Annotated in this window: 18 protein-coding genes and 1 riboswitch; of the genes, 15 read left to right on the top strand and 3 right to left on the bottom strand. The window is 64.5% G+C overall.

Going from position 1 to position 22005, the window contains the following annotated elements; genetic code table 11:
* Positions 1 to 13: 13 nt before the first annotated feature.
* Complete coding sequence (locus ACOGXC_RS01790) at positions 14 to 1681, bottom strand: N-acyl-D-amino-acid deacylase family protein (protein WP_419919021.1); 1668 nt, start codon at positions 1679 to 1681, stop codon at positions 14 to 16.
* Positions 1682 to 1894: 213 nt separating this feature from the next.
* Between ACOGXC_RS01790 and ACOGXC_RS01785 the strand changes: the two genes are divergently transcribed.
* The 8 genes from ACOGXC_RS01785 (at position 1895) to ACOGXC_RS01750 (ending at position 8824) form a co-directional block, all read left to right on the top strand.
* Positions 1895 to 2410: a LysM peptidoglycan-binding domain-containing protein gene (locus ACOGXC_RS01785; protein ID WP_419919020.1), complete on the top strand. Its 516-nt coding sequence runs from the start codon at positions 1895 to 1897 to the stop codon at positions 2408 to 2410.
* 85 nt (positions 2411 to 2495) lie between these two features.
* Positions 2496 to 2681: a hypothetical protein gene (locus tag ACOGXC_RS01780; RefSeq protein WP_419919019.1), complete on the top strand. Its 186-nt coding sequence runs from the start codon at positions 2496 to 2498 to the stop codon at positions 2679 to 2681.
* Positions 2678 to 3688, top strand: coding sequence for a hypothetical protein (locus ACOGXC_RS01775; RefSeq protein ID WP_419919018.1), 1011 nt, complete (start codon positions 2678 to 2680; stop codon positions 3686 to 3688). The genes ACOGXC_RS01780 and ACOGXC_RS01775 overlap by 4 nt, the downstream gene beginning before the upstream one ends.
* A gap of 139 nt (positions 3689 to 3827) precedes the next feature.
* Positions 3828 to 4457: a peroxiredoxin gene (locus ACOGXC_RS01770; RefSeq protein ID WP_419919017.1), complete on the top strand. Its 630-nt coding sequence runs from the start codon at positions 3828 to 3830 to the stop codon at positions 4455 to 4457.
* Positions 4458 to 4592: 135 nt separating this feature from the next.
* Positions 4593 to 5297: an ABC transporter ATP-binding protein gene (locus tag ACOGXC_RS01765; RefSeq protein ID WP_419919016.1), complete on the top strand. Its 705-nt coding sequence runs from the start codon at positions 4593 to 4595 to the stop codon at positions 5295 to 5297.
* Between the two features lie 52 nt (positions 5298 to 5349).
* Positions 5350 to 8085, top strand: coding sequence for an ABC transporter permease (locus tag ACOGXC_RS01760; RefSeq protein ID WP_419919015.1), 2736 nt, complete (start codon positions 5350 to 5352; stop codon positions 8083 to 8085).
* Positions 8086 to 8177: 92 nt separating this feature from the next.
* Complete coding sequence (locus tag ACOGXC_RS01755) at positions 8178 to 8438, top strand: CopG family transcriptional regulator (protein WP_419919014.1); 261 nt, start codon at positions 8178 to 8180, stop codon at positions 8436 to 8438.
* A gap of 5 nt (positions 8439 to 8443) precedes the next feature.
* Positions 8444 to 8824, top strand: a complete 381-nt coding sequence (locus tag ACOGXC_RS01750; protein WP_419919013.1) for a hypothetical protein — start codon at positions 8444 to 8446, stop codon at positions 8822 to 8824.
* 42 nt (positions 8825 to 8866) lie between these two features.
* Here the strand turns inward: ACOGXC_RS01750 and pgi are convergent, their stop codons facing one another.
* Complete coding sequence (pgi, locus tag ACOGXC_RS01745; RefSeq protein ID WP_419919012.1) at positions 8867 to 10474, bottom strand: glucose-6-phosphate isomerase; 1608 nt, start codon at positions 10472 to 10474, stop codon at positions 8867 to 8869.
* A 113-nt stretch (positions 10475 to 10587) separates the two neighbouring features.
* Positions 10588 to 10698, top strand: a riboswitch (TPP riboswitch).
* On the opposite strand from pgi, the gene thiC reads away from it, so the two are divergent.
* The 7 genes from thiC (at position 10689) to thiD (ending at position 16582) form a co-directional block, all read left to right on the top strand.
* Positions 10689 to 12407 carry a phosphomethylpyrimidine synthase ThiC gene (thiC, locus tag ACOGXC_RS01740; RefSeq protein WP_419919011.1) on the top strand — a complete coding sequence of 573 codons (1719 nt, stop codon included), beginning with the start codon at positions 10689 to 10691 and terminating at the stop codon, positions 12405 to 12407. It overlaps the preceding riboswitch by 10 nt.
* Positions 12408 to 12416: 9 nt before the next feature.
* Complete coding sequence (thiE, locus tag ACOGXC_RS01735; RefSeq protein ID WP_419919010.1) at positions 12417 to 13010, top strand: thiamine phosphate synthase; 594 nt, start codon at positions 12417 to 12419, stop codon at positions 13008 to 13010.
* 1 nt (position 13011) lies between these two features.
* Complete coding sequence (gene thiO, locus ACOGXC_RS01730) at positions 13012 to 14169, top strand: glycine oxidase ThiO (protein ID WP_419920098.1); 1158 nt, start codon at positions 13012 to 13014, stop codon at positions 14167 to 14169.
* Positions 14166 to 14354, top strand: coding sequence for a sulfur carrier protein ThiS (gene thiS / locus ACOGXC_RS01725; protein WP_419919009.1), 189 nt, complete (start codon positions 14166 to 14168; stop codon positions 14352 to 14354). The genes thiO and thiS overlap by 4 nt, the downstream gene beginning before the upstream one ends.
* The gene (locus tag ACOGXC_RS01720) at positions 14355 to 15125 is read left to right on the top strand and encodes a thiazole synthase (RefSeq protein WP_419919008.1); all 771 of its coding nucleotides are present in this window, start codon (positions 14355 to 14357) and stop codon (positions 15123 to 15125) included. It begins immediately after the preceding gene.
* Positions 15112 to 15687, top strand: a complete 576-nt coding sequence (locus ACOGXC_RS01715) for a thiamine phosphate synthase (protein ID WP_419919007.1) — start codon at positions 15112 to 15114, stop codon at positions 15685 to 15687. Before ACOGXC_RS01720 ends, ACOGXC_RS01715 begins: the two co-directional genes overlap by 14 nt.
* Before the next feature lie 109 nt (positions 15688 to 15796).
* Entirely contained in the window at positions 15797 to 16582 is a 786-nt protein-coding gene (thiD, locus tag ACOGXC_RS01710) for a bifunctional hydroxymethylpyrimidine kinase/phosphomethylpyrimidine kinase (RefSeq protein ID WP_419919006.1), read from the top strand.
* On the opposite strand, the gene ACOGXC_RS01705 is transcribed toward thiD, so the two are convergent.
* Positions 16579 to 21783 carry a fibronectin type III domain-containing protein gene (locus ACOGXC_RS01705; RefSeq protein ID WP_419919005.1) on the bottom strand — a complete coding sequence of 1735 codons (5205 nt, stop codon included), beginning with the start codon at positions 21781 to 21783 and terminating at the stop codon, positions 16579 to 16581. The genes thiD and ACOGXC_RS01705 overlap by 4 nt on opposite strands.
* Positions 21784 to 22005 lie beyond the last annotated feature (222 nt).

Here is a 22005-nt window from a genome sequence, read left to right as displayed (position 1 = left end):
TACCGGTCCCAGATCAGCGGGCGGAGGGGCGCAAAATATCCCCGGGATGGGTGTCCACACCGCTTCGGTCCACCTCGCCATCACGGCGGATGGGGGTGCCGTTGACCAGCACATGGGTGATACCGGTGGGAGCATCCGCGGTCAACCGTTCGGCGTTGGCAGGAAAGTCCCGCACCCGGCGCAGCGGACCCGGAGCCACCGTGTCGGGATCGAACACAACCACATCGGCATACGCCCCCTCCCGGAGGTAGCCCCGGTCCACCAGGTTGAACAGGTCGGCCTGCACCGCGGATAGCTTCCTGATCGCCTTCTCCATGGGCATGAGTTCGCGGTCGCGCACCCAGTTGCCCAAAAAGTCGGTGGCTTGGGGAGCGTCACAAAGCTGGCCCACATGGGCTCCGGCATCGGACAGTCCCAGCGTGCAGCCGTCCTGCTGCAACAGCAGGGCAACACCCTCGGGATCATCATTGGCGATGACGCAACTGATCCGGGTGGTGAGATCGTCGGCCACTGCGGTGTCGAGCAGCACATCCAGGGGACGAACCCCCAGCTCGGAAGCCACGTCGGTGAGTCTCCGGCCGATCAGCTCGGGGCGCGAGGCCGTCTCGGCAATGCGGAACGTATCCCATCGGGGCTTCATGGCCCGCTGGTGCTCAAAGGCCTCGGCCGTCCGGTTGCGCCAGTCCTGGTCGTCGTAAGCCTTCAGCCGGGTGTCACGATCCTGGCTCATCAGCGCGGCGAACTCGGGGTTCACATTGAGGGTGAACGGATCGCTCATCATCATCTGGAAAGTGAGCGGGCGGGGGGTTACCTGGGGCCATACCTGGATCCCCTCAGCCCAGGCATCCCGGTTACGGGCCGCGCTCTGCACATGGTGACCATTGGGGAAGGTCAAAAGCGCACCGTAGGTGAACGGCACGCCCACCCGAGGCTGCAACGTGTAGAGGTCGTCGATGCCCACCGGCTGGCCCGGGGCCACCGATACCACACCCCGGCGCTTCCGGCCGAGCACTCCTATGAGCGCCTCGAACTCCTCCCGGGTCGAGAACCGGCTGGGAACGGGCAGCCCGTCAGCGCCCCGGTGGGTCATGGCGAAGCTGGTGGCCAAACCGGCTGCTCCCGCGTCGACAGCCTCGGCCACCACCTTTACCATGCCGGCCACTTCCTCATCGGTGGCGGCCCGCTCATAGGCCTCATCGCCGATGGTGAACAACCTCAGGGCGGTGTGACCTATGTAAGCCCCGAAGTTGAGGGATGTGCCCCGGCGGGAGATGGAGTCCAGGTACTCGGGGAACGTCTCGAAGTCCCAGGGAATGCCCTCGGCCAGGCTGTCCACGTTCATGTCCTCGACGTTCTCCAGCGTGCGGGCGATGAGCCCCCGATGCTCCGATCGGGTGGGGGCTATGGAGAAACCACAGTTACCGGCGATCACCGAGGTCACCCCGTGGTAGCACGAGGGCGAGAGTTCGGGATCCCAGAAAACCTGGGCATCGTAGTGGGTGTGGATGTCGATGAAGCCCGGGGCCACCACCTGGCCGCCGGCATCCAGTTCCGTCCGGCCCGACAGCCCCTTCCCGATCCCGCTGATGCGATCCCCGGTTATGGCTATGTCGGCCTCTGTCCCCGGCCGGCCGGAGCCGTCCACCACAACTCCCCCGCGAATAACGATGTCTGCGCTCATAAGTCCGAGTCTCGCACGTACCGCTCGAGCGCGCCCGCCCGAGCGCCGGAAGGTCCCCCTTTTTCCAGCATTCGAGGGCGCAGCACTGGAGGCGTGACATCCGGCCACACCGGAAGGTCCCCTTTTTCACGTTGGAGGGCGCAGCCCCTAAGGTGGGTAGAAACTGGCTGTCAAGGAGGTGTCGCTGTGCGCCGGTCACTAATGGTAGCGATGATGCTGCTCATAGCTGTTCTGGGAGCAGCCTGCGGGGGCGGGGGAACCTCCTCCGAAGATCGCCCGCTGGGTCTTGACCCCGATGAGGCGGGCAGCCCCACCGTCGAGGTGGCACTACCCACCCCACCCCCCACCCCCACACCCACTTCCACACCGGAGGCGTTCATCTATGTGGTGAAGGAGGGGGACACACTGGCCAGCATCGCGGCCGAATTCGGTACCAGCCTCGCCGGGATCATCTTGGTGAACGATTTTGACAATCCCAACCTTTTGAGCATCGGCCAGCAAGTCGAGATACCCCAAGACGTGCCGGTGGTGCTGAACCGCGATGGCACCGTTCGGCCGGGCGATCGAACCCACATCGTGGTTGCGGGCGAAACCCTGTCGGAAATTGCCGTCAAGTACGACAAGCCTTTGCCGGAATTGCTGGCGGCCAACAACCTAACCATGGCCAGCCTGCTCCAGGTGGGCCAACCGCTCATCATCCCCGCCGATGAGGAAGACCCCGATTCATAGCCAACCGTTAACTCCCATTTGAAATATCCACATCCCGTTTGAAATATCCACAATTGTGGTGGGCTGTGCTCCTAGTGTGGGCAGCATGGCGGTTCTGGCTCGTACCTTCCTCTCCCGGCGAAAGTCCACAATGTGGTGCCACCAGTGCGATGTCACCTGGTGGGGAACGGCGCGCGACACCTGCTGGGCGTGCCGCCGGCGCACAGCCACAACCCCGGCCCCGACCGCCCAAGTACGCGTTCTGGCCACCAGCGCGCCCGGCGAGTCGTGAACGCTGGGCTTGCGATTCCGGCGCTTATCATCCTGGGTTGCGGCCTGCTGGTCGGCGCGGTTGCCTTCGCCACCCGCAGGAAACGGGCACCGTGGGACATTTTTCCCGGCCCGATTCCCGAGGTTGAACCGAAGATTCCGAGCATCAGGGCCGACGGATCGAACGACAATGCCGGTTCCCCCGCCGGTGAGGATCACCTCGATGGCGGAACCAGCTCGGAACGCGCCAAGCCGGAACCCGAGCTCGTCGATGATGATGCCGCGGCGGCCGCCCCTTTCGGGGTTGATACCTCCCGGACCGGTCCCGAAGATCTGGCGGGATGGCACCGGCTCCATGAGCTGACCGTGTCGGCCTGGATCGAGAACCACCAGAAGGTGCTGGGCAGGATCAACGCCTCGGGCCTCCGGATCGACTTGGAGAACCGCGACAAGCTCATGGTCGGGTACGAGGAGCTGGCCCCCAGGATGCGGGAGGCCATAGCCGGCCATCCCTCCCCGGTAATGCGGGCCGAACTGAGCGCGATGCACGTTGCCGGAGAGGCAACCGTGTTCGCAGTGGTCAGGAGTGACTACGAAACCGCCCGCCGCCAGCACCTCATCTACATTCAGTACCGGGACGAGTGGATCGAGCGGCTGCGACAGTTCTCCGAGAATCCCACCGGCAGCCTGCGAGCGGTTTTGACCACCACCGAGTTCGAACTGGAGGAGATCCGCGCCGCACTGGAAGCCGCTCTGATCGAAACCGAGAATCCGGCCGAGGACGGGGACGACCGCGAAATCCCGCTCATAATTGGAGAGGATCCGGCCCCCATCCTCAACCTGGAGGATCAGCCCGAACATGTGCTGAAAGCAGCCATGGGTTCCCCCGAAGACTCCACCGACGACCTGGAGGGCGGTCGCCTCCGGTACCTCCTCCGCCGCGTCAGCACCCGTATCAGCACCCGTGGAACCTCTGAGAACGAGCCCCCCGATGCTCCCGATGCTGTTGGGAACGCCGGGCAGGAATAACGGGAGAGCCGAAGAATCCAAAAGGGATGGCCCGAGCAGAATTGGTGGGGCAGGAAGCCGCAACTGGTTTGGCCCAAACCTGCTCGCTGAACAAGACTGGCACCGTTGGTCCGCAGCCGAGCTGAGCAAGGAACCTGACATGGCTATTCGACTGGGTGACACCGCCCCCGATTTCACTGCTGACACCTCGGAGGGGACCATCTCCTTCCACGAGTGGAAAGGTGACTCCTGGGCGGTGCTCTTCTCCCATCCCAAGGACTTCACCCCGGTCTGCACCACCGAGCTGGGCTACACCGCCAAGCTGGCCGATGAGTTCGCCCGCCGCAACGTCAAGGTCATCGGCCTGTCCTGCGACTCGGTGGAGGATCACATCGCCTGGTCACAGGACATCGAGGACACTCAGGGTATCCGCCCGAACTTTCCCATGATCGGCGACCCCGACCGCACCGTGGCCGACCTGTACGACATGATCCATCCCAACGCCAGCGACACCATGACCGTGCGCTCGGTGTTCGTGATCGGTCCCGACAACGCGGTCAAGCTCACCATCACCTATCCAGCCAGCACCGGGCGGAACTTCGACGAGGTGCTGCGGGTTATCGACTCGTTGCAGCTCACCGCAGCCAAGAAGGTGGCCACCCCGGTGAACTGGCAACAGGGTGACGACGTGATCATCGTGCCCGCTCTGTCCAAGGAAGAAGCCGCCGAACTGTTTCCCGGCGGCTGGGACGAGCAAAAACCGTACCTGCGTGTGGTTGCTCAACCCTGACGTTATCCTGACATCCTGATTCACCGGCTTGCGCTACGAGCGCTGGTTGCCTTCGCCCCATCGCAGCCGGTCATCCCAGAGAGCAACGACCCCGGAGGAACCTTGAACAACGGAACGAACCTTGCTGCTCAAGCGGTGGCAGCCACCAAGATCTACGGCCGGGGAGATACCGAAGTGCGGGCGCTGAACGGCCTGAACATCGGTTTCGAGCAGGGACGCTTCACCGCCATCATGGGGCCTTCCGGCTCGGGGAAGTCCACCCTCATGCATTGCATGGCGGCGCTGGACAACCTCACCGAGGGCCAAGTACTCATCGGCGACACCGATCTGGGCACGCTGAACGACAGGGAACTCACGTTGCTGCGCCGCAACCGGGTGGGTTTCGTGTTTCAGGCCTACAACCTGGTGCCCACCCTTTCGGCGAGGGAGAACATCACCCTGCCGATCAACCTGGCCGGTCGCCAGCCCGACAACGGCTGGTTCGAGACAGTGATCACCGCGGTTGGTTTGGGCGACCGCCTCTCTCACCGCCCCAGCGAGCTGTCGGGTGGGCAGCAGCAGCGGGTGGCGGTGTCCCGGGCCCTGGTCGGCAAGCCCGAGATCATCTTCGCCGACGAACCCACCGGAAACTTGGACTCCCGCACCGGTTCCGAGATTCTCGAGTTCATGCGCCGGGCGGTGGACAGCCTGGGCCAAACAATCGTTATGGTCACCCACGATCCGATGGCGGCCTCCCACGCCGACCGGGCAGTGTTTCTGGTGGATGGTGCCATTCACGGTGAACTGGTTGACCCCAGCGCCGATCGGGTGCTGGATTACATGAAAGACCTCGGCGACTGATGGCCGGGTGCCTGACCTCCGGGCCTGTTGCCTCACCTGGGCGACCGCTTCCATGATACTCGTCCGCTACGCCCTCAAGAGCATCGCCGGTGCCCGCATCCGGTTCGTGCTCACCACCCTTGCTGTGGTGATCGGCGTGTCATTCACCGTAGGCGTGTTCATCACCACCGACGGCTTGCGATCCACATTTGATGATCTTTCGCAGGACATCTTCGAGGGGGTGGACCTTTCGGTGCGTTCCCAGGTGGAGTTCGGTGACCGCACCCTGGACGCACCCCTGGTAGATCCGGCGCTGGAGGAGGTGGTGAGGTCCGTGGACGGGGTTGCAGCCGCCGAGGGGGGTGTCTTCGAGATCAACGTCGTTCCCATAAAGGCCGACGGGGAATCGTTGGATAGCTTCGGCCCGCCCCAGATGGGGGTGAGTTGGCCCGACGACTCGCAGCTCAGCCAGTTGACGGTGTGGCCCGACGGCATGAGCCGCCCCCCCAGAGGGCCCGATGAGTTCGCCCTGGATGCCGACACCGCCCGCGAGAACGGCTTTGAAATCGGGGAGCGCTACCGCATCTCCACCCCCACCGGCACCCAAGCCTTCACGCTGGTGGGGTACTTCCGGTTCGGCACGAGCGAGAACGCCACCGTAGGGGCACAAATCTCGGCTTGGGACCGGGAAACCGCCCAAAAGGTGCTGCACGGCAACAGGGGTTTCGACAGCATCGACATCCGGCTGGAACCCGGTGCCTCCAAGGAAACGACGGCAGCGAGCATAACCGCCGCGCTTGCCGCCCAGGGGGTGAACAACCTGGAAGTGGTGCCCAACGAGATGCTGGTGGAGGAGCAGACCGACGAGTTCGGCGAGGTCATCGGCTTCTTCCAGAACTTCCTGCTGGGTTTCGCCATCGTGATCCTGGTGGTGTCGGCGTTCATCATCTACAACACCTTCACCATCATCATCGGCCAGCGCATCCGGGAATTGGGTTTGCTTCGGGCGCTCGGAGCCAGCGGGCGCCAGATATCCCAGACCGTTGTTGGCGAGGCGATCGTGGTGGGCCTGGTGTCCACCGGCCTGGGATTGGTTGGCGGCGTGGGGCTGGCCGTGATGCTCCGAGCCATTTTCAACGCTATCGGTCTCGACCTGCCCGATGCGCCAATCGTGGTCGGCTCCCGCACGGTCATAGCGGCCTTCGCCATAGGTGTGGGCGTTACCCTTGTCTCGGCCATCTGGCCGGCCCTGAAGGCCCGGCGGGTGGTACCGATGGCCGCGCTGGCCGAAGATGCCCGCCTGAGCGCTTCGGAGGTTCACCGTGCTCCCTGGTTGGGGGGCTTGCTCATTGCTGCGGCTGTGGCGGTGGTGGCCTTGGGAATCTCCTTTCCATCAACGGGGCTCATCGTGCTCACCGGCCTGGCAGGCCCGATACTCATGTACACGGGAGGGGTTCGATTGCACCCGTTCGCCGGCCGGGTGGGCGTGCTCGTGCTGGGAGTGGCGCTGCTGACACTGGCCATCCTGGTGGACCTATCCACGGGCAACACCTTGGCTCTGCTGGGGATGGGAGCCCTGTCGGTGTTTTTGGGCATGAACCTGCTGAGCCCCACCTTCGCCGGCCCGGTTGCGCTACTTCTGGGTGGCCTTCCCGCCAGGGTGTTCGGGATCAGCGGGAACCTGTCGCGGCTCAACGCCGCCCGCAACCCCGGACGCACCTCCAGCACTGCTTCCGCGCTGATGATCGGGCTGGCCCTGGTGTCGATGGTGACCGTGCTCGGCCAGTCGTTCAAGCAGACCCTCAGCGACACCCTGGACGACTCCGTAAGCGCCGACTGGCTCATCTGCGTGGGTAACTGCAACAACGAGTTCGCCGCGTTCAGCCCGGCAGCGGCCCAAGCCATGTCCGAGCGAGCCGAGTTGGAGTCGGTGGTTTCGTATCGAGCCCGTGAAGGGTCGGTTCGCACCCCCACCGACGGCGATGAGCACACGCTTTTCTCCACCGACCTGGACGTGTTCAACAGCCACCTCGACCCCGACATCGTGGCCGGATCCCTGGCGGGGGCGGGCTCCGGCGACATAGTCGTGCTGGAGGACGAGGCCACCGAACGGGGCATCCAAGTTGGTGACCGGGTGGAGTTGGAGTTCGTGGGCGGCCGCCGGGCCAACTTCGAAGTGGTTGCGCTGTTCGCCGACGACACCATCCTGGGAAGCCCGTGGGTGATCGACAACCGCGACTGGGACACCTACCTCTCCTCGAGCCAGGACCAGTTCCTCTCTGCGGTTACCGCCCCCGGGTTCACCGCCCAACAAGCCAGGGCCGCCCTGGAATCGGTGACCGCCGAATACCCCCAGCTCGAGATACGTGACCAAGCCGAGTTCCTGGAAAATCAAGAGAGCCAGATCGACAATTTCCTGATGCTGGTGAACGTCTTCCTGGGCATCTCGCTGGTGATCGCCCTGATGGGTATAGCCAACACTCTGGCGCTCTCGGTGTTCGAGAGAACCCGCGAGCTGGGCCTCTTGCGGGCGGTGGGCATGACCCGGCGGCAGACCCGGCGCATGATCCGCTGGGAGGGTGCCATCGTGTCCACCTTCGGCGGGCTTTTGGGCACGGTTGTTGGGGTTCTGTTCGCCTGGGCCGCAGTGCAGGTCATTCCCAGCAGCTTCATCTCGGTGTTCGCCGTGCCCTGGACCATTCTGTTGATCTACCTGGCGGGTGCCGCACTGGCCGGGCTGGTGGCAGCATCATTTCCTGCCCGAAGGGCCGGACGCCTCAACGTTCTGGACGCTATCGCCCACCAGTGAACCCGAGTAACCACAGGTGCTGTGGGGAACACCATCCGACAATGCTTGACATTTCAGGTGGGCCCAATGTTTGTAGTGTGTATAGTAGGCGTATGCCACGAATGCAGGTATACCTACCCGATGAACTCCATGATGCTGTCAAAGCTCGTGAGCTATCGCCCTCTGAGCTTCTTCGAGATGCCGTTCGGGCCGAGTTGCGCCGTCAAGCACTCCTTGAGGAGACCGACCGCTATCTCGCTGAACTCATTGATGAGGTGGGCACGCCGACCGATGAGGCTGTTGCCAAAGCTGAAGCGCTGTCACGGCGAATTCAAGCCAACGATGCCCGCTCTGCTTCGGCAGGGCGAGCTTAAATTGTGTGATTGTTCTTGACTCGGGTGCTGTCAGCCGCCTTGCACGCCAACACCAGGACTCCCTAGCGCTGATTGCCACTCTCAAGCGGGATGGCCTATGGCCACCAGTGGTGCCGTCGGTAGTACTCACCGAGTCGACAAGCGGGCATCAACGCAGTGATGCCAACATCAACCGCTTCCTCAAGACATGCGAAATCGCCGAGCAACTTCCGGAGCATCTCGCCCGCCGTGCCGGTACGCTAAGGACGCTTGCCCGCCGAGGATCCGTTGTGGATGCCATCGTCGTTGCCCTTGCCGAACCTGGTGGGGCTGTGCTCACCAGCGACATCAAAGACCTACAAGCTCTAGCCACACACGCCAAAAATGTTCACATTTACAGAGCCTGACCAGCCCGGAATTGCCCCGGGTTTGGTGAGCAGCGCTTGGACCTAATCCCCACAGTGGCGGGCCCTTGGGTAACCGCGGCGGGAGCGGTAGCGATCCACAAGGTGCCGGTTGGGGCCGCTCTTGCCTTCGCCTGCCCCACCCTCGTTGCCGGCCGGAGCGGTCAACTCCCCCACGAGTTGGGCGGCTATTCGCTTGCCCAACTCCACGCCCCACTGGTCGAAGGGATTGACGCCCCAGATCGTGGCCTGGGTGAACACCTTGTGCTCGTACAGGGCCATCAACATCCCGAGCGTTCGGGGCGTGAGTCGGTCGGCCAGAAGGATCGAGCTGGGGCGGTTGCCGGCAAAGCTCCGGTGAGACTCGCCGGCATCACTCGAGCCGAAAGCCAGAGCCTCGGCCTGGGCGAACATGTTGGCCACCAGCAGATCCTGATGGTCGAAGGCGAGCCTGCGCTGGTGTTCAAGCAGATCCTGGTGCTGGATCGGGTGGTGGTTGGGCCTGCAGAAGCCGATGAACTCCACTGGCACCACCGTGGTGCCCTGGTGCAGCAACTGGTGAAAGGCGTGCTGGCCGTTGGTGCCGGCCCCGCCCCAAACCACCGGCCCGGTGTCGAACTCGGTCGGGCTGCCGTCCCCACCGACCGACTTGCCCGAACTCTCCATGTCGAGCTGCTGGATGTAGGCCGGAAAGCGGTGCAACTCCTGGGAGTAGGGCAGCACGGCGCAGGTGGCGTGACCCCAGAAGTTGCGGTGCCACACCCCGATCAGCCCCAGAAGCGCAGGAAGGTTGGCCGGCCAGGGAGCGGAACGGAAGTGCTCGTCCATCCAGTGAGCACCGCCCAGCATCTCGGCAAAAGCATCGGGACCTATGGCCACCATCAGGCTGAGGCCCACCGCTGAGCACCAGGAATACCGACCGCCTACCCAGTCCCACAGACTGAAGGTGGCCTCGGGTGCCACCCCCATCCGGGCGGCCTCAGCGGGGTTGGCGGTGACCGCAGCCACCTGCTTCCGGGCAGCCTGAGAACCCAGGGCCGCACCCACCCAAGCCAACGCGGTGCGAGCATTGGTCATGGTCTCGACGGTGGTGAACGTCTTGGAGGACACGATGAACAAGGTGCGCGCCGGATCCAGATCGCGGGTTACCGAAAGGAAGTGGGCACCATCCACATTCGAGAGGAACCGCACCTCGGGAGAGCCGGTGGCGAAGGCTTCCAGGGCCGCGGTGGCCATGGCCGGTCCCAGGTCGGATCCACCAATGCCGATGTTGACAACCGCCTGCCACGGCCCCTCGCGAACCCACCGCACGAACGCGGCCATGCGATCCAGCTCCCGGCGAACCTCGGGGGGTGGCTCGGGATGTCGCAGAACCACATGCCTCGCCGCCCGACCCTCGGTCACGTTGACCGCCTCACCGCTGAACAGAGCCTCGATGCGATCTCGCAACCCGGCCCGGTCGGCGAGGTCGGCCAGCAGATCCAAGGTTGGCGCGATCAGGCGGTTCTTGGAGAAGTCCAGGAGCAAATCGTCGGTTTCGACGGTCAGCCGCGGCCCCCGGGTGGGATCGGCAGCGAACAGGTCTCGCAGATGGATCGATTCGAGAGCCCGCTGATGCTCGACCAGCGCCTGCCATTGCCGGGTCTCGCGCACACTTCAGAGTAACCCCCACCTTGAAGGCCAGTTGGATGTTTTAGAGATCCAGCCGCCGGGTCTCGCGCCCGCTTCAGGGTAACCCCCATCCCAACTTCAACCTCTATAATGGGCAACGACCACGCGGGAGCTCGAGGATCGTCGGGCTGAGAGGGTGTCCGCCGGCACCGACCGCCGAACCTGCACCGGATAACGCCGGCGAAGGGAGCTGAGGATGACCGCGAAGAGCAACGGTAGCGCCCCGGCCCGGGAAAAGGTCTACGTGACCGGTTCCCGACCCGATGTGCGGGTGCCGTTCACCCAAGTCAACCTCACCGCTCCGGAACCCCCGTTCCTGCTGTACGACACCAGCGGCCCCGGGTCGAATCCCGATGCCGGCTTGCCCCCCCTGCGGCTCGGGTGGATAACCGAGCGGGATGACACCATCGAGATCGAGGGCCGGCCGGCTGACCCGCGAGACGACGGCCGCCGGGCGGTGCGCACCAGCCGATCCTCGGACCCGTTTCGGAGCGGGCGGCACCCCGTCCGCCGGGCCAAGAGTCGAGCAGTTACCCAGATGGCTTATGCCCGCCGGGGCGATATCACCCCGGAGATGGAGTTCGTCTCCACTCGGGAGCGGCTCGATGCCGAGGTGGTGCGGGCCGAGGTGGCCCGAGGGCGGGCCATAATCCCGGCCAACGTCAACCACCCCGAATCGGAGCCGATGATTATCGGGCGCAAGTTCTTGACCAAGGTCAACGCCAACATCGGCAACTCGGCGGTGACATCGTCGGTTGCCGAGGAGGTGGAGAAGTTGACCTGGGCCACCCGGTGGGGGGCCGATACCGTCATGGACCTGTCCACCGGTTCCGACATCCACACCACCAGGGAGTGGATCATTCGCAATTCGCCGGTTCCCATCGGCACCGTACCCATATACCAGGCCCTGGAGAAGACCAACGGGCACCCCGAGGAACTCACCTGGGAGATCTACCGGGACACGGTGATCGAGCAGGCCGAGCAGGGCGTGGACTACATGACCGTCCACGCCGGGGTGCTCCTGCGGTACGTGCCCCTCACCGCTGAGCGCACAACCGGTATCGTCAGCCGGGGCGGTTCCATACTGGCCGCCTGGTGCCTGGCCCACCATCAGGAGAACTTCCTGTACACCCATTTCGAGGAGCTGTGCGAGATCTTCGCGGCCTACGACGTGGCCTTCTCGCTGGGCGACGGGCTCAGGCCGGGATCAATCGCCGACGCCAACGACACCGCGCAAATGGCCGAGCTGAAAACTCTCGGGGAGCTGACCGAACGGGCCTGGGCCCACGATGTGCAGGTGATGATCGAGGGGCCTGGCCACGTTCCTCTCGACAAGATCAAGGAGAACGTCACGCTGGAGCGGGAGTGGTGCCAGGATGCCCCCTTCTACACTTTGGGCCCGCTGACCACCGACGTGGCTCCCGGTTATGACCACATAACCTCAGCCATCGGCGCGGCCAACATCGGTTGGTACGGCACGGCCATGCTCTGCTACGTGACCCCCAAGGAACACCTGGGGCTACCCAACCGGGCCGATGTCAAGGCCGGGGTGATCGCCTACAAGATCGCGGCCCATGCCGCCGATGTGGCCAAGGCCCATCCGGGAGCGCAGGCGTGGGACGATGCCCTGTCCAAGGCCCGGTTCGAGTTCCGCTGGACCGACCAGTTCAATCTGTCGCTCGACCCCGAGACGGCGCTCAGCTACCACGACGAGACCCTGCCGGCCGAACCGGCCAAGACCGCCCACTTCTGCTCCATGTGCGGCCCCAAGTTCTGCTCCATGAAAATCACCCAGGATGTCAGGGACTTCGCCGCCAGCAGGGGGGTGGACGAGTCGGTAGCCATCGAGCTGGGGCTGAAGTCCAAGGCCGGAGAGTTCCGGCAAAAGGGTTCCGACATCTACTTGGCCGGCTAGCAGGGATTGATGGTCCCCAGGCTTCACGTGATCGCCGGTTGCACAGCCCTGGCCCGAGCCGCCCTGAGCGGTGGTGCGCCGGCGGTGCAGGTTCGCATCAAGCAAGCAACCGATGCCGCCGTTCTCGCGGAGTGCCGAAGGATTGTGGCCGCGGCCCGCCAGTTCGATGCCGTGGTGATCGTGAACGACCGGGCCGACATCGCCCTGGCCGCGGGGGCCGGCGGGGTCCATGGCGGGGCCGACGACCTGCCGGTGGCGGAATTGCGACGATTGCTCGGGCCCGAAGCGCTGGTGGGAGGCACCGCCCGGGACCCCGGTACCGCCCTTTGCCTCCAGCACGGCGGAGCCTCCTACGTGGGGGTTGGTCCGGTGTACGCCAGCACCTCCAAAACGGGGTTGCCCCCGCCTCTGGGCCCGGCCGGGGTGGAGAAGGTGGCCACCGCGGTTGACATCCCGGTGATCGCCATAGCGGGGGTCACCGCCGCCCGAATCCCCGAGCTTCTGGATGCCGGGGCCCACGGTGTGGCCGTGATCGGCGCGGTGGCTCAAGCCAATGATCCGGCCGCTGCCACCGCGGAGTTGCTGGAGGCTCTCGGTGACTGATATGCCAGCCCCAGAACTGGTAGGAACCCCCGAGCCAACGGGAACCCCCGACGTGATAGTGGTCGGTGGCGGCATAATCGGTTTGGCGGTTGCCTGGCAGCTCAGGCGCGACGGTGCCGAGGTGGTGGTGATCGACCCCGCTCCCGGCACCGGGGCGAGCCACGCCGCCGCGGGAATGCTGGCCCCCATCCACGAGGCTTGCTGGCAAGAGAGCCACATCCTACGGCTGAACCTGGCCGCCAGCCGGGCCTGGCCGGCATTTGCCGAGGCCCTGGGAACCACTGCGGTGGACTACCGGCACAACGGGATGCTGATGGTCGCCTACGATGCCGGCGACAAGGCTGTGCTCGACAACCTGAGCGACCTCCACGAACGGGAGGACCTGCCGGTGGAGCGTCTCCACAGCCGGGAATGCCGCAGCCGGGAGCCCCTGCTGGCCCCCGGGGTGCGGGGCGGGGTGTACTCGCCAATCGATCACCAGGTGAACCCCCGCCGGGTGATCGTTGAGCTGTTGAAGCGAGTGCCCACCATACCGGCAGCGGCCACCGAGATAACCGGCAACCAGGTGGTAACTGGTGGCCAAGTGATGACCGGCAACCAAGTGATGACCAGCAACCAGGTGATAACCGGCAACCCCCGGGTGATGACCTGCGGGCAGGTGGTGGTGGCCGCCGGGGCGTGGACCGGCAAGCTGCTGAGCCTGCCGATCCGGCCCATCAAGGGGCAGATCCTGCGCCTGAACGGCCCGGAGGGGCTGATGCGGCTACCGGTAAAGGGCGTGGTGAGAGGGTCGAGCGTGTACGTGATACCCCGCAGCGACGGCGAGATAGTGGTGGGAGCCACCCAGGAGGAGCAGGGATTCGACACCCGGGTGACGGCGGGCGGTGTTCACGAGCTGCTCCGGGACGCCATTGCCCTGCTACCGGCGTTGAGCGAGATCGACCTGGTGGAAACGTGGGCCGGGCTGCGTCCCGGCACACCCGACAACGCCCCCATCATCGGGATGGGCGACGACGGCATCGTGTACGCCAGCGGGCACTACCGTAACGGCATCCTCACTGCACCGATCACCGCGGCGGCGGTGTCCGCGCTCGTGCAGGGTCACGATCCGCCCCTGGACCTGTCCCCGTTCAGCCCCAACCGCTTCGCCAGCCAATGATCGTGGTGATCAACGGTGAGGCCCGGGAGCTGCCCGAAGGCTGCACGGTGGGAGTTCTGGCCCCCACCCGGAGAGGGGTGGCGGTCGCGGTGAACCGGGTGGTGGTTCCTCGCAGCCGGTGGGGGGAGGCCCTGCTGGCCGACGGCGACCGGGTCGAGATCCTGGAAGCGGCCCAGGGGGGATAAGTGAGCGACTCGTGGACAGTGGGCGGGCGGAACCTCACCAGCCGGCTGATCACCGGCACCGGGGGGGCACCCAACCTGGCCGTCATGGAGCGGGCGCTGGTCGCGTCGGGATGCGAGCTGGTAACGGTGGCTCTGCGCCGGGTGTCGCCCACCGCCGGCGGCTCGGTGCTGGAGGTGATCGACCGGCTGGGCCTGGAGGTTCTGCCCAACACCGCCGGTTGCCACACTGCGGCTGACGCGGTGCTGACCGCCCGCCTGGCGCGAGAGGCATTCGACATCGGTTGGGTGAAGCTGGAGGTTATAGCCGACGACATCACCCTGATGCCCGAGGGCATAGAGCTGGTGGCCGCCGCCGAAACCCTGGTGGACGACGGCTTCACCGTCATGGCCTACACCAACGATGACCCGGTTCTGGCCCGCCGGCTGGAGGACCTGGGATGCGCCTCGGTCATGCCGCTGGGGGCCCCCATCGGATCGGGACTGGGAATTTGCAACCCCCACAATATCGAGATGATCGTGGAGCAGGCATCGGTGCCGGTGGTACTGGACGCGGGCATCGGTACCGCCTCCGATGCCGCCCTGGCCCTGGAACTGGGCTGCGACGCGGTGATGGTGGCATCAGCCATCACCCGAGCCCGCAACCCCGAGCAGATGGCCGCCGCCATGAAGCTGGCCGTGGATGCCGGCCGGCGGGCCCGGCGGGCCGGGCGAATACCCAAGCGCTTCGGTGCCCAAGCCTCGACCTCCGACCAGGGTCGTGCCGAGTTCTGACCTTCACCGGCCTTACGGCCAGAAGCGGGTACTGGACTCCGAGCTGCTGGTACTCACCGACGGGGTGGTGAAAGCGCCGGCGGTGATACTCCGAGCCAAGGGCCTACCACCGCGCAACCGGCGCGATCTGGCCCGGCTGATCAGCGAGCACACCGGCTGCCTCATCCTGGCATCAATGATCGACCCGGTGGCCGACGGGGTGCATCTGGCGGGATCGGATCGCCACCCGGGAAATTACCCGGGCATAATCGGTCGGTCGTGCCACGGATTGGGAGATGTGCGCCAAGCCGAGTTCGAGAGAGCAAGCTACGTGACCATCTCCCCCGTTTTCGAGACCGAGTCTAAGCCGGGTTACGGGCCACCGCTGGGGCTGGCCGGGTTGCGCCGGATTGCCCGTCAGGCCCATGTGCCGGTCTATGCCCTGGGAGGAGTTGACCTGGGACGGGTGGCCGCCTGCCGGGATGCCGGTGCGGCCGGGATAGCGGTGCAGGGGGCGGTGGCCCGAAGCCCCGACCCGGACGAGACCATCGCCGCCCTGCTGGACGAATGGCATTCGGGATGAGTGCCCGAAACGCCGCCGCCTGGGTGTCCCGACCTAGCAATTGGACACTCGCAGTAATCGAGCTGGTCATCGGGAACCCCGCCGCGATTGCTCCTAACCAAAGCAGGCAATGAACCCCCCGGTAGCGCTCACCGTGGCGGGATCGGACGCTTCCGGCGGCGCGGGGGTGGCCGCCGACCTGGCCACCTTCGCAGCCTTGGGAGTGCACGGAACCGCGGTCATCACTGCGGTGACCGCCCAGAACACCACGGGGGTGCAGGGGGTGCACCCCATCCCGGCCGACTTCGTGGCCCGCCAGCTCGACTCGGTACTGGGCGATCTGCCGGTGGCCGGGGTGAAGACCGGGATGCTGGCCAACCGGGACATCATCGCCGTGATAGGCGACTACGCCGCGGCCGGCCAACTACCCAACCTGGTGGTGGATCCGGTAATGGTTTCGTCCACCGGGGCCCGACTTCTGGACCCGGGGGCCGAGGTCCTTTACCTGGAGCTGCTGAAGCACGCCATGGTGGCCACTCCCAATTCCCGGGAGGCAAGAGTGCTCGAGGAAGTGGGCGGGCTGGTCGAGCCATCCGATCCCGGGCTGGTTAACCCCGGCTGGTTGGTGATAACCGGGGAGGCCACTGCCACCGACCGGGTGCTCCACAAGGGCACCTGGACCGAAATATCGGGAGAGACGATCGACACCGCCAACGACCACGGCACGGGCTGCACCTTCTCAGCCGCAGTAGCAGCCGGTTTGGCCTCAGGAACCGAGCCCATGAACGCAATCCTGGCAGCCAAGGAGTTCGTCCGCCGGCAAATCATCCAGTCCGCCGGTTGGCAACTGGGAACCGGCCGAGGACCAGTGGGACATCTTCCCCCGGCGGGGAGAAATTGGGTGGGGGTGGGTTAGTTGTTGCAGATGTCGTTGTTGAGGTCGGCAACGCTGTCGCCGTAGTTGCCGCGGCCCAGGCGGCGGCACTCCTCAGCGAGCGCGGCTCTGTACTCGTCGCGGTAAGTGGCGGCCAGGGTGTCGCCGGCTTTTTGGCGGGCTATCGCCTCACGGCGGGTGTAGGGCAGCGAGCAGACATCGGCCACCCCGTCACCATCGCTGTCGAGCGGGTAGGTGGTTGGCCCTCCCAGGGAGCGGTTGGCGCACCAGGAAGGGCCGGTGATGGTCCCCGAGTAATAGGCGCCCCCGTCATTGGGCGGCGGGAACCCGGGTGCAGCCAACTCTTCACCGCCGCAAGCCTCGCTGCCGGGCTGGTTGGCGCACTCGGCGTTCACGAGCCGGCTATACAGGTCGGGATACCGGTTGGCCAGGGTTATCACCGCGTTTTGCCGGGCTATGGCCTCACGGCGCGTGTAGGGCAGCGAGCAAATATCGGCCACCCCATCACCATCGCTGTCCAAAGCGAACAAGCGGACCCCACCCAAAGAGAACTCCGCACAAAAACTCGGACCGGTGACCGGACCGGAGTAATAAACCTGATCACTGGGGGTATCACCACCAGGAGCATCCTCCCCAGGGGTGACCGTGGGCGAGGTACCCGCGGGACCGGCACCGATGGCATTTACGGCTCGCACCTCAAAGGTGTAAGCCACCGGACCGGTACCAGTATTAGTACCGGATATGACCGTGCTCATCGTGACCGCACCAACATCAGCCCACTCGCCGAAACCAGCACTCCCGACCCGGGTACGCCACTGCCAACCCGTCACCACAGAACCACCATCGGCACCCGCCACCCAAGTAACGGTGATAGTGCCATCGGTAGCCGTCGCTGTGACACTGGGAGCAGCCGGTACCGCAGCAGGCATCGCCGACACCGAAGCCACAGCACCAGCACCCATCGCGTTCCGGGCCCTCAGGTGGAACGCGTAGCTGGTGCCATTAGTCAGGTTGGGTACCGGCACCGAAGTGGCATCAGCCCCCAAACCCATCCCAGCCAAATCCTGCCACTGGCCATCATCAACCCGCAGGTGCCAACCCGTCACCGCAGAACCCCCATCGGTGCCCGGTGTCCACGACAAAGTCACCGTGCCGTCACCTGAGGTCGTGGCAACCGTGGGCGCAGCGGGCACCGTGGCCGGCATCGCCGTGTCAACCCCAACAGCACCAGCCCCCATAGCGTTTTGGGCTCGAACCTGGAAGGTGTAGGTGGTGCCGTTGGCGAGATTCTGAACCGGCACCGAGGTGGTACCAGCAGGATAGCTAACCCACTGGTCGGTGCCGGTGCGCAACTGCCAACCCGTCACCGCAGAACCCCCGTTATCACCAGCCGTCCAGCTCACCGTCACCATCTTGTCACCAGCCGTTGTGGTCACCGTGGGCGCGGCGGGCACCGCCGCCGGCGTCGCCGTGGCGATAGCCACGGTGCTGGAGCCAATCCTGTTCCGGGCCCTGACCTCAAAGATGTAAGCAACACCATTGACCAGACCATCAACCTCGCGGGTGGTGGTAGCGGCAGGCACATCAGACCAAGCCCCGTAACCAGCGGTGCCGGTTTTCATCCGGTACTGCCAACCAGTAACCACAGCAGCCCAATTGGATTCACCGACCGCACCGCCATCACCAGCGCTCCAGTTCAAAGTGACCATCATGTTGCCCGCGGTGACTTTCACCGTCGGCGCGGGAGGTACTGCGGAGGGGGTGACCGGCTCGGACTCGAACGCCGCCCCAATCACCTGAACATTGGTGGTTATGGCTCGCACCTGGAACGTATAAGCCCGCCCGTTGGCCAAACCATCCACCACCAGACCCCGGGCCGCGGCACCCCCGGTGGCCGCAGTCCATGAACCGTAACCCCCACCATCGGTTTTCATGCGGTACTGCCAACCCGTAACCACAGAACCCCCCGTGTTCGGTTCTGCCCATGACAGCGTGACCTGCCCATCACCGGCGGTGGCTTGCAGCGAACCGCCAGCGGGGGCACCCACCGGCGTTATCGGGCCGACCACGCCGGCGGCGGGGCCGGCGCCGAACTGGTTCACCGCTCTCACCTCGAAGTCATAGGCCACCCCGTTGACCAGGCCCCGTACCGGCACACCAACCGACTCGGCCAAATGGCGGGCCGGTGGGGTGATACGAGCTCCCAACGATTCCCACGCATCAAAGGTGCCTTGACCGGTGCGGCGCATCCGAACCTCATAGGCCAGAACCGCAGAACCAGACACCGGGGCCAACAAAGAGACCCTCACCTCACGATCACCGGGCACCACTGCCACCTGGCGGGGCGCGGTGGGCGTATTGCCGGGGGTGACCGCCAACGACTGCGCCTGCGCACCCTTGTTGACATCGGTAGTCACAGTCTCCAAAACACCCTCGCTGTCGAAGGCCATCAAAGCGTTCACCGCCCGCAAACGGAACCGGTACGTCGTGCCGTTGGTCAAACCCTTTATCACCGCCGAAGTCGTCAACGGCCCCGAACCGGGAACCGTTGTCCAATCGCCCCAATCCTCAAAATTGTTAACACCCGCGGCTCGGCTCTGTTGACGGTACTCCCAACGGATGATCGGCGGACCCCCAGAACCCACCGATGTCCACGACAACGTCACCTGGCTATCACCACCCGAAGCAGTCAACCCTGCCGGGGCGGGGGGTGCCACACCCGGTATGGCCACCTTGTCGGGTATGACATCGCCGGCTTTGTTGTACAAACCAGCACCGTTGGAATACAACACCGGACCCACCAACCAACCGGTACCGTGCCGGTTCCGCGCCCTAACCCGGAACTCATAAGCCACCCCATTACGCAAACCCGACACCACAATCCCATCACCAGCCACATCGGCGCTGTTCGCAGCCCGATCAGCGAACCGCTCACCCGTATTGGACACCGCCCACGGCGACCACTCACCCCCTACGGGGCGATACGAATACTCCCAAACCGTGCCATCATAAGTACCATCGGTATCAACAAAAGCATTCTCATAACCAATTACAAAACCACCACCGCGCCTTACAAACCTATCTTTGGGTTTAACGATGTTCAACTTCACCTGACCATTACCCGGCACCGCCAACACCTCCGGACGATCGTGGGGGAAGGCTTCCCAGGCCGCAGCGCCCGGCAACGGTGGGGCCCCGAAAATAAACGGTTCCGACTCGACCGCATAACCCACCCCCAAATCAGACACCGTCCGGGTCCTGAACGTGTAAGTCTCCCCAACCCGGAAAGTCATCTCATCAAAAAGCTCAGTAGCACCGGTCAAGCTACCCTGTTGAGTAACCCATCCACCCCACGGCCCACCACCCACCTTCCACGACCACTCAAACCGCAAACGCGTACCACCATGAAGATAACTCGCAGGAGAGTTTACCCCCATATGAGGGCGACCATCGGTGCGGGGATCACCTGTATAACCCCTCAAAACCGCCGTCCTTGCCATCGAGGGGACACCCCTGGCGATGTTCACCCTCACCACCTCTGACTCCAAACCCACACCCCTGGCATTCTCCGCCCGCAACACAAAAAAATGATCCCCCACAACCAAACCCCCCACACACAACCCAACAAAACAGCCAGTTGCATTCTGGTAATCAAAGGTTCGATACCTGGGAAACATCACCGTCGACAACCCCCCGCACCCCGGATCCGCCCCCTCTGTGTTATCACACAAATCATGCCACACCGCGCTGGTCAACCCATCCACCGTTGTCGCCCGCTTCAGTTGCCACTTTATTACCGGGGAACCCCCATTGGAACCCGTCCACGACAAAATCACCTGATGCAACCCTATCGTGTAATCCGACACCACCTCCGCAACCACCGCCGGTGCCAACGGCACCGTACCCGGATAAACAACCCCCGTCTCAGCCACCGCACCACCACCAACAACATTCACCGCCCGCAACCGGAACCGATACCCGGTGCCCGCCGTCAAACCCCGAACCTCAAACTCTGTAGTCGTGTAGCCACCCGGTATCACCACCCAACCACCCCAATCACCATCACCAGCCCGCAACGAATACTCATAACGCCTAAACCCCGCAGTATCACCACTACTAGAGAAATTAGCCGGCCGGCGCCAGTCCAACGTTACCGACGACTCCGTCACCGTCGGTGTCTTCAAATCACGAGGTGCCCCCAGCAGCGCACCCAAATACACGAACCCAGAACGCGCCCCCAAACCCCCACCCAACGCGTTGACGGCCCGCACCTCGAACAAATAACTCTGGTTATTATCCAAACCAGTCACGTAATAAGACCTAGCCCCGGCCCCACCAGGAACCCGGTTCCAACCAGCTTCCGCCAAAGTGCCGTAATTACCGTCCGACCACCGGACTTCCCAACCCGTTACCGGCGAGCCAACCACCCCCGGCGGCTGCCACGACAACAACGCCGACTTATCCCCCGGCATCACCACAAAGTTACGGGGAGCACCCGGCGCTCCCCCCACCACCACCGGCCCCACCACACCGAAAGCACCAGCACCATGCTTGTTAACCGCCCGCACCCTGAACGAATACCCAACATCGTTGGTCAAACCCGAAACCACGAACGAATCACGATCCCCAGACGCCACAACCGAACTCCCCCTAATCAAATCCGGCATCGACGACCACGCCGACCAACCCCCATCACCCTGTTTGATCGCGTACTCGTACCGCAAAATATCAGCAAACCCCGACCCCGCCACCGCACCGTCAGCCTTGGTCCACTTCAACTCCACCTGGGAATCCCCAGGAACCGCCCGCAAACCCCCCGGCACCGGCGCAACATCAGACACCAAATCCCCATCCCCCGGACTCATACTCACAATCTGACCCGCTCCCGCGGCGTTCACCGCTCGCACCCAGAACTGGTAGCGGCTGCCAACCGTCAAACCCGACACCACCACCGACCGAGCAGCCCCACCACCGGGCACCGGCCGCCACACAACCCCACTACGATCCCCCGAAGTAGGTGCCAACCCCGTAGAAGTATCCTTCACCCTGTCCGATGGTGGAACCCAATTGGTTCCACCATCGGTCGACCGCGAAAACACATACTCATAACCCACAACCCCCACAGTGGCCGGCGGCGGCCCCCACGACAACCGCACCGCACCACCACCCAACACCACCACCTGCGGCGACGACGGAGTGTTCGGCACACTCTGCGCACCCACACCCCCCACCCAAACCAACACCGACCCCAACAACCCCAACAAAACCAGAGGCCCACCAAACCGGCGCAACGCCACCCAACCGAAACCAAACCGCTCAACCATCACAAAGCCTACCCACCCTTTCCTGAAACGACCAGAACCCCAAAGCCCCAGCCAAAACGAACAACTACCCCACTACACTCTCACACACCCCCCCGCGCGCAAGTACCCCTTACAAAGCCC

This window comes from Candidatus Poriferisocius sp. (genome assembly GCF_965202595.1).
GTDB lineage: Bacteria > Actinomycetota > Acidimicrobiia > Acidimicrobiales > Bin134 > Poriferisocius.
Note: the sequence above shows the minus strand (reverse complement) of the source record. Positions and strands in the feature narration are given on the sequence as shown.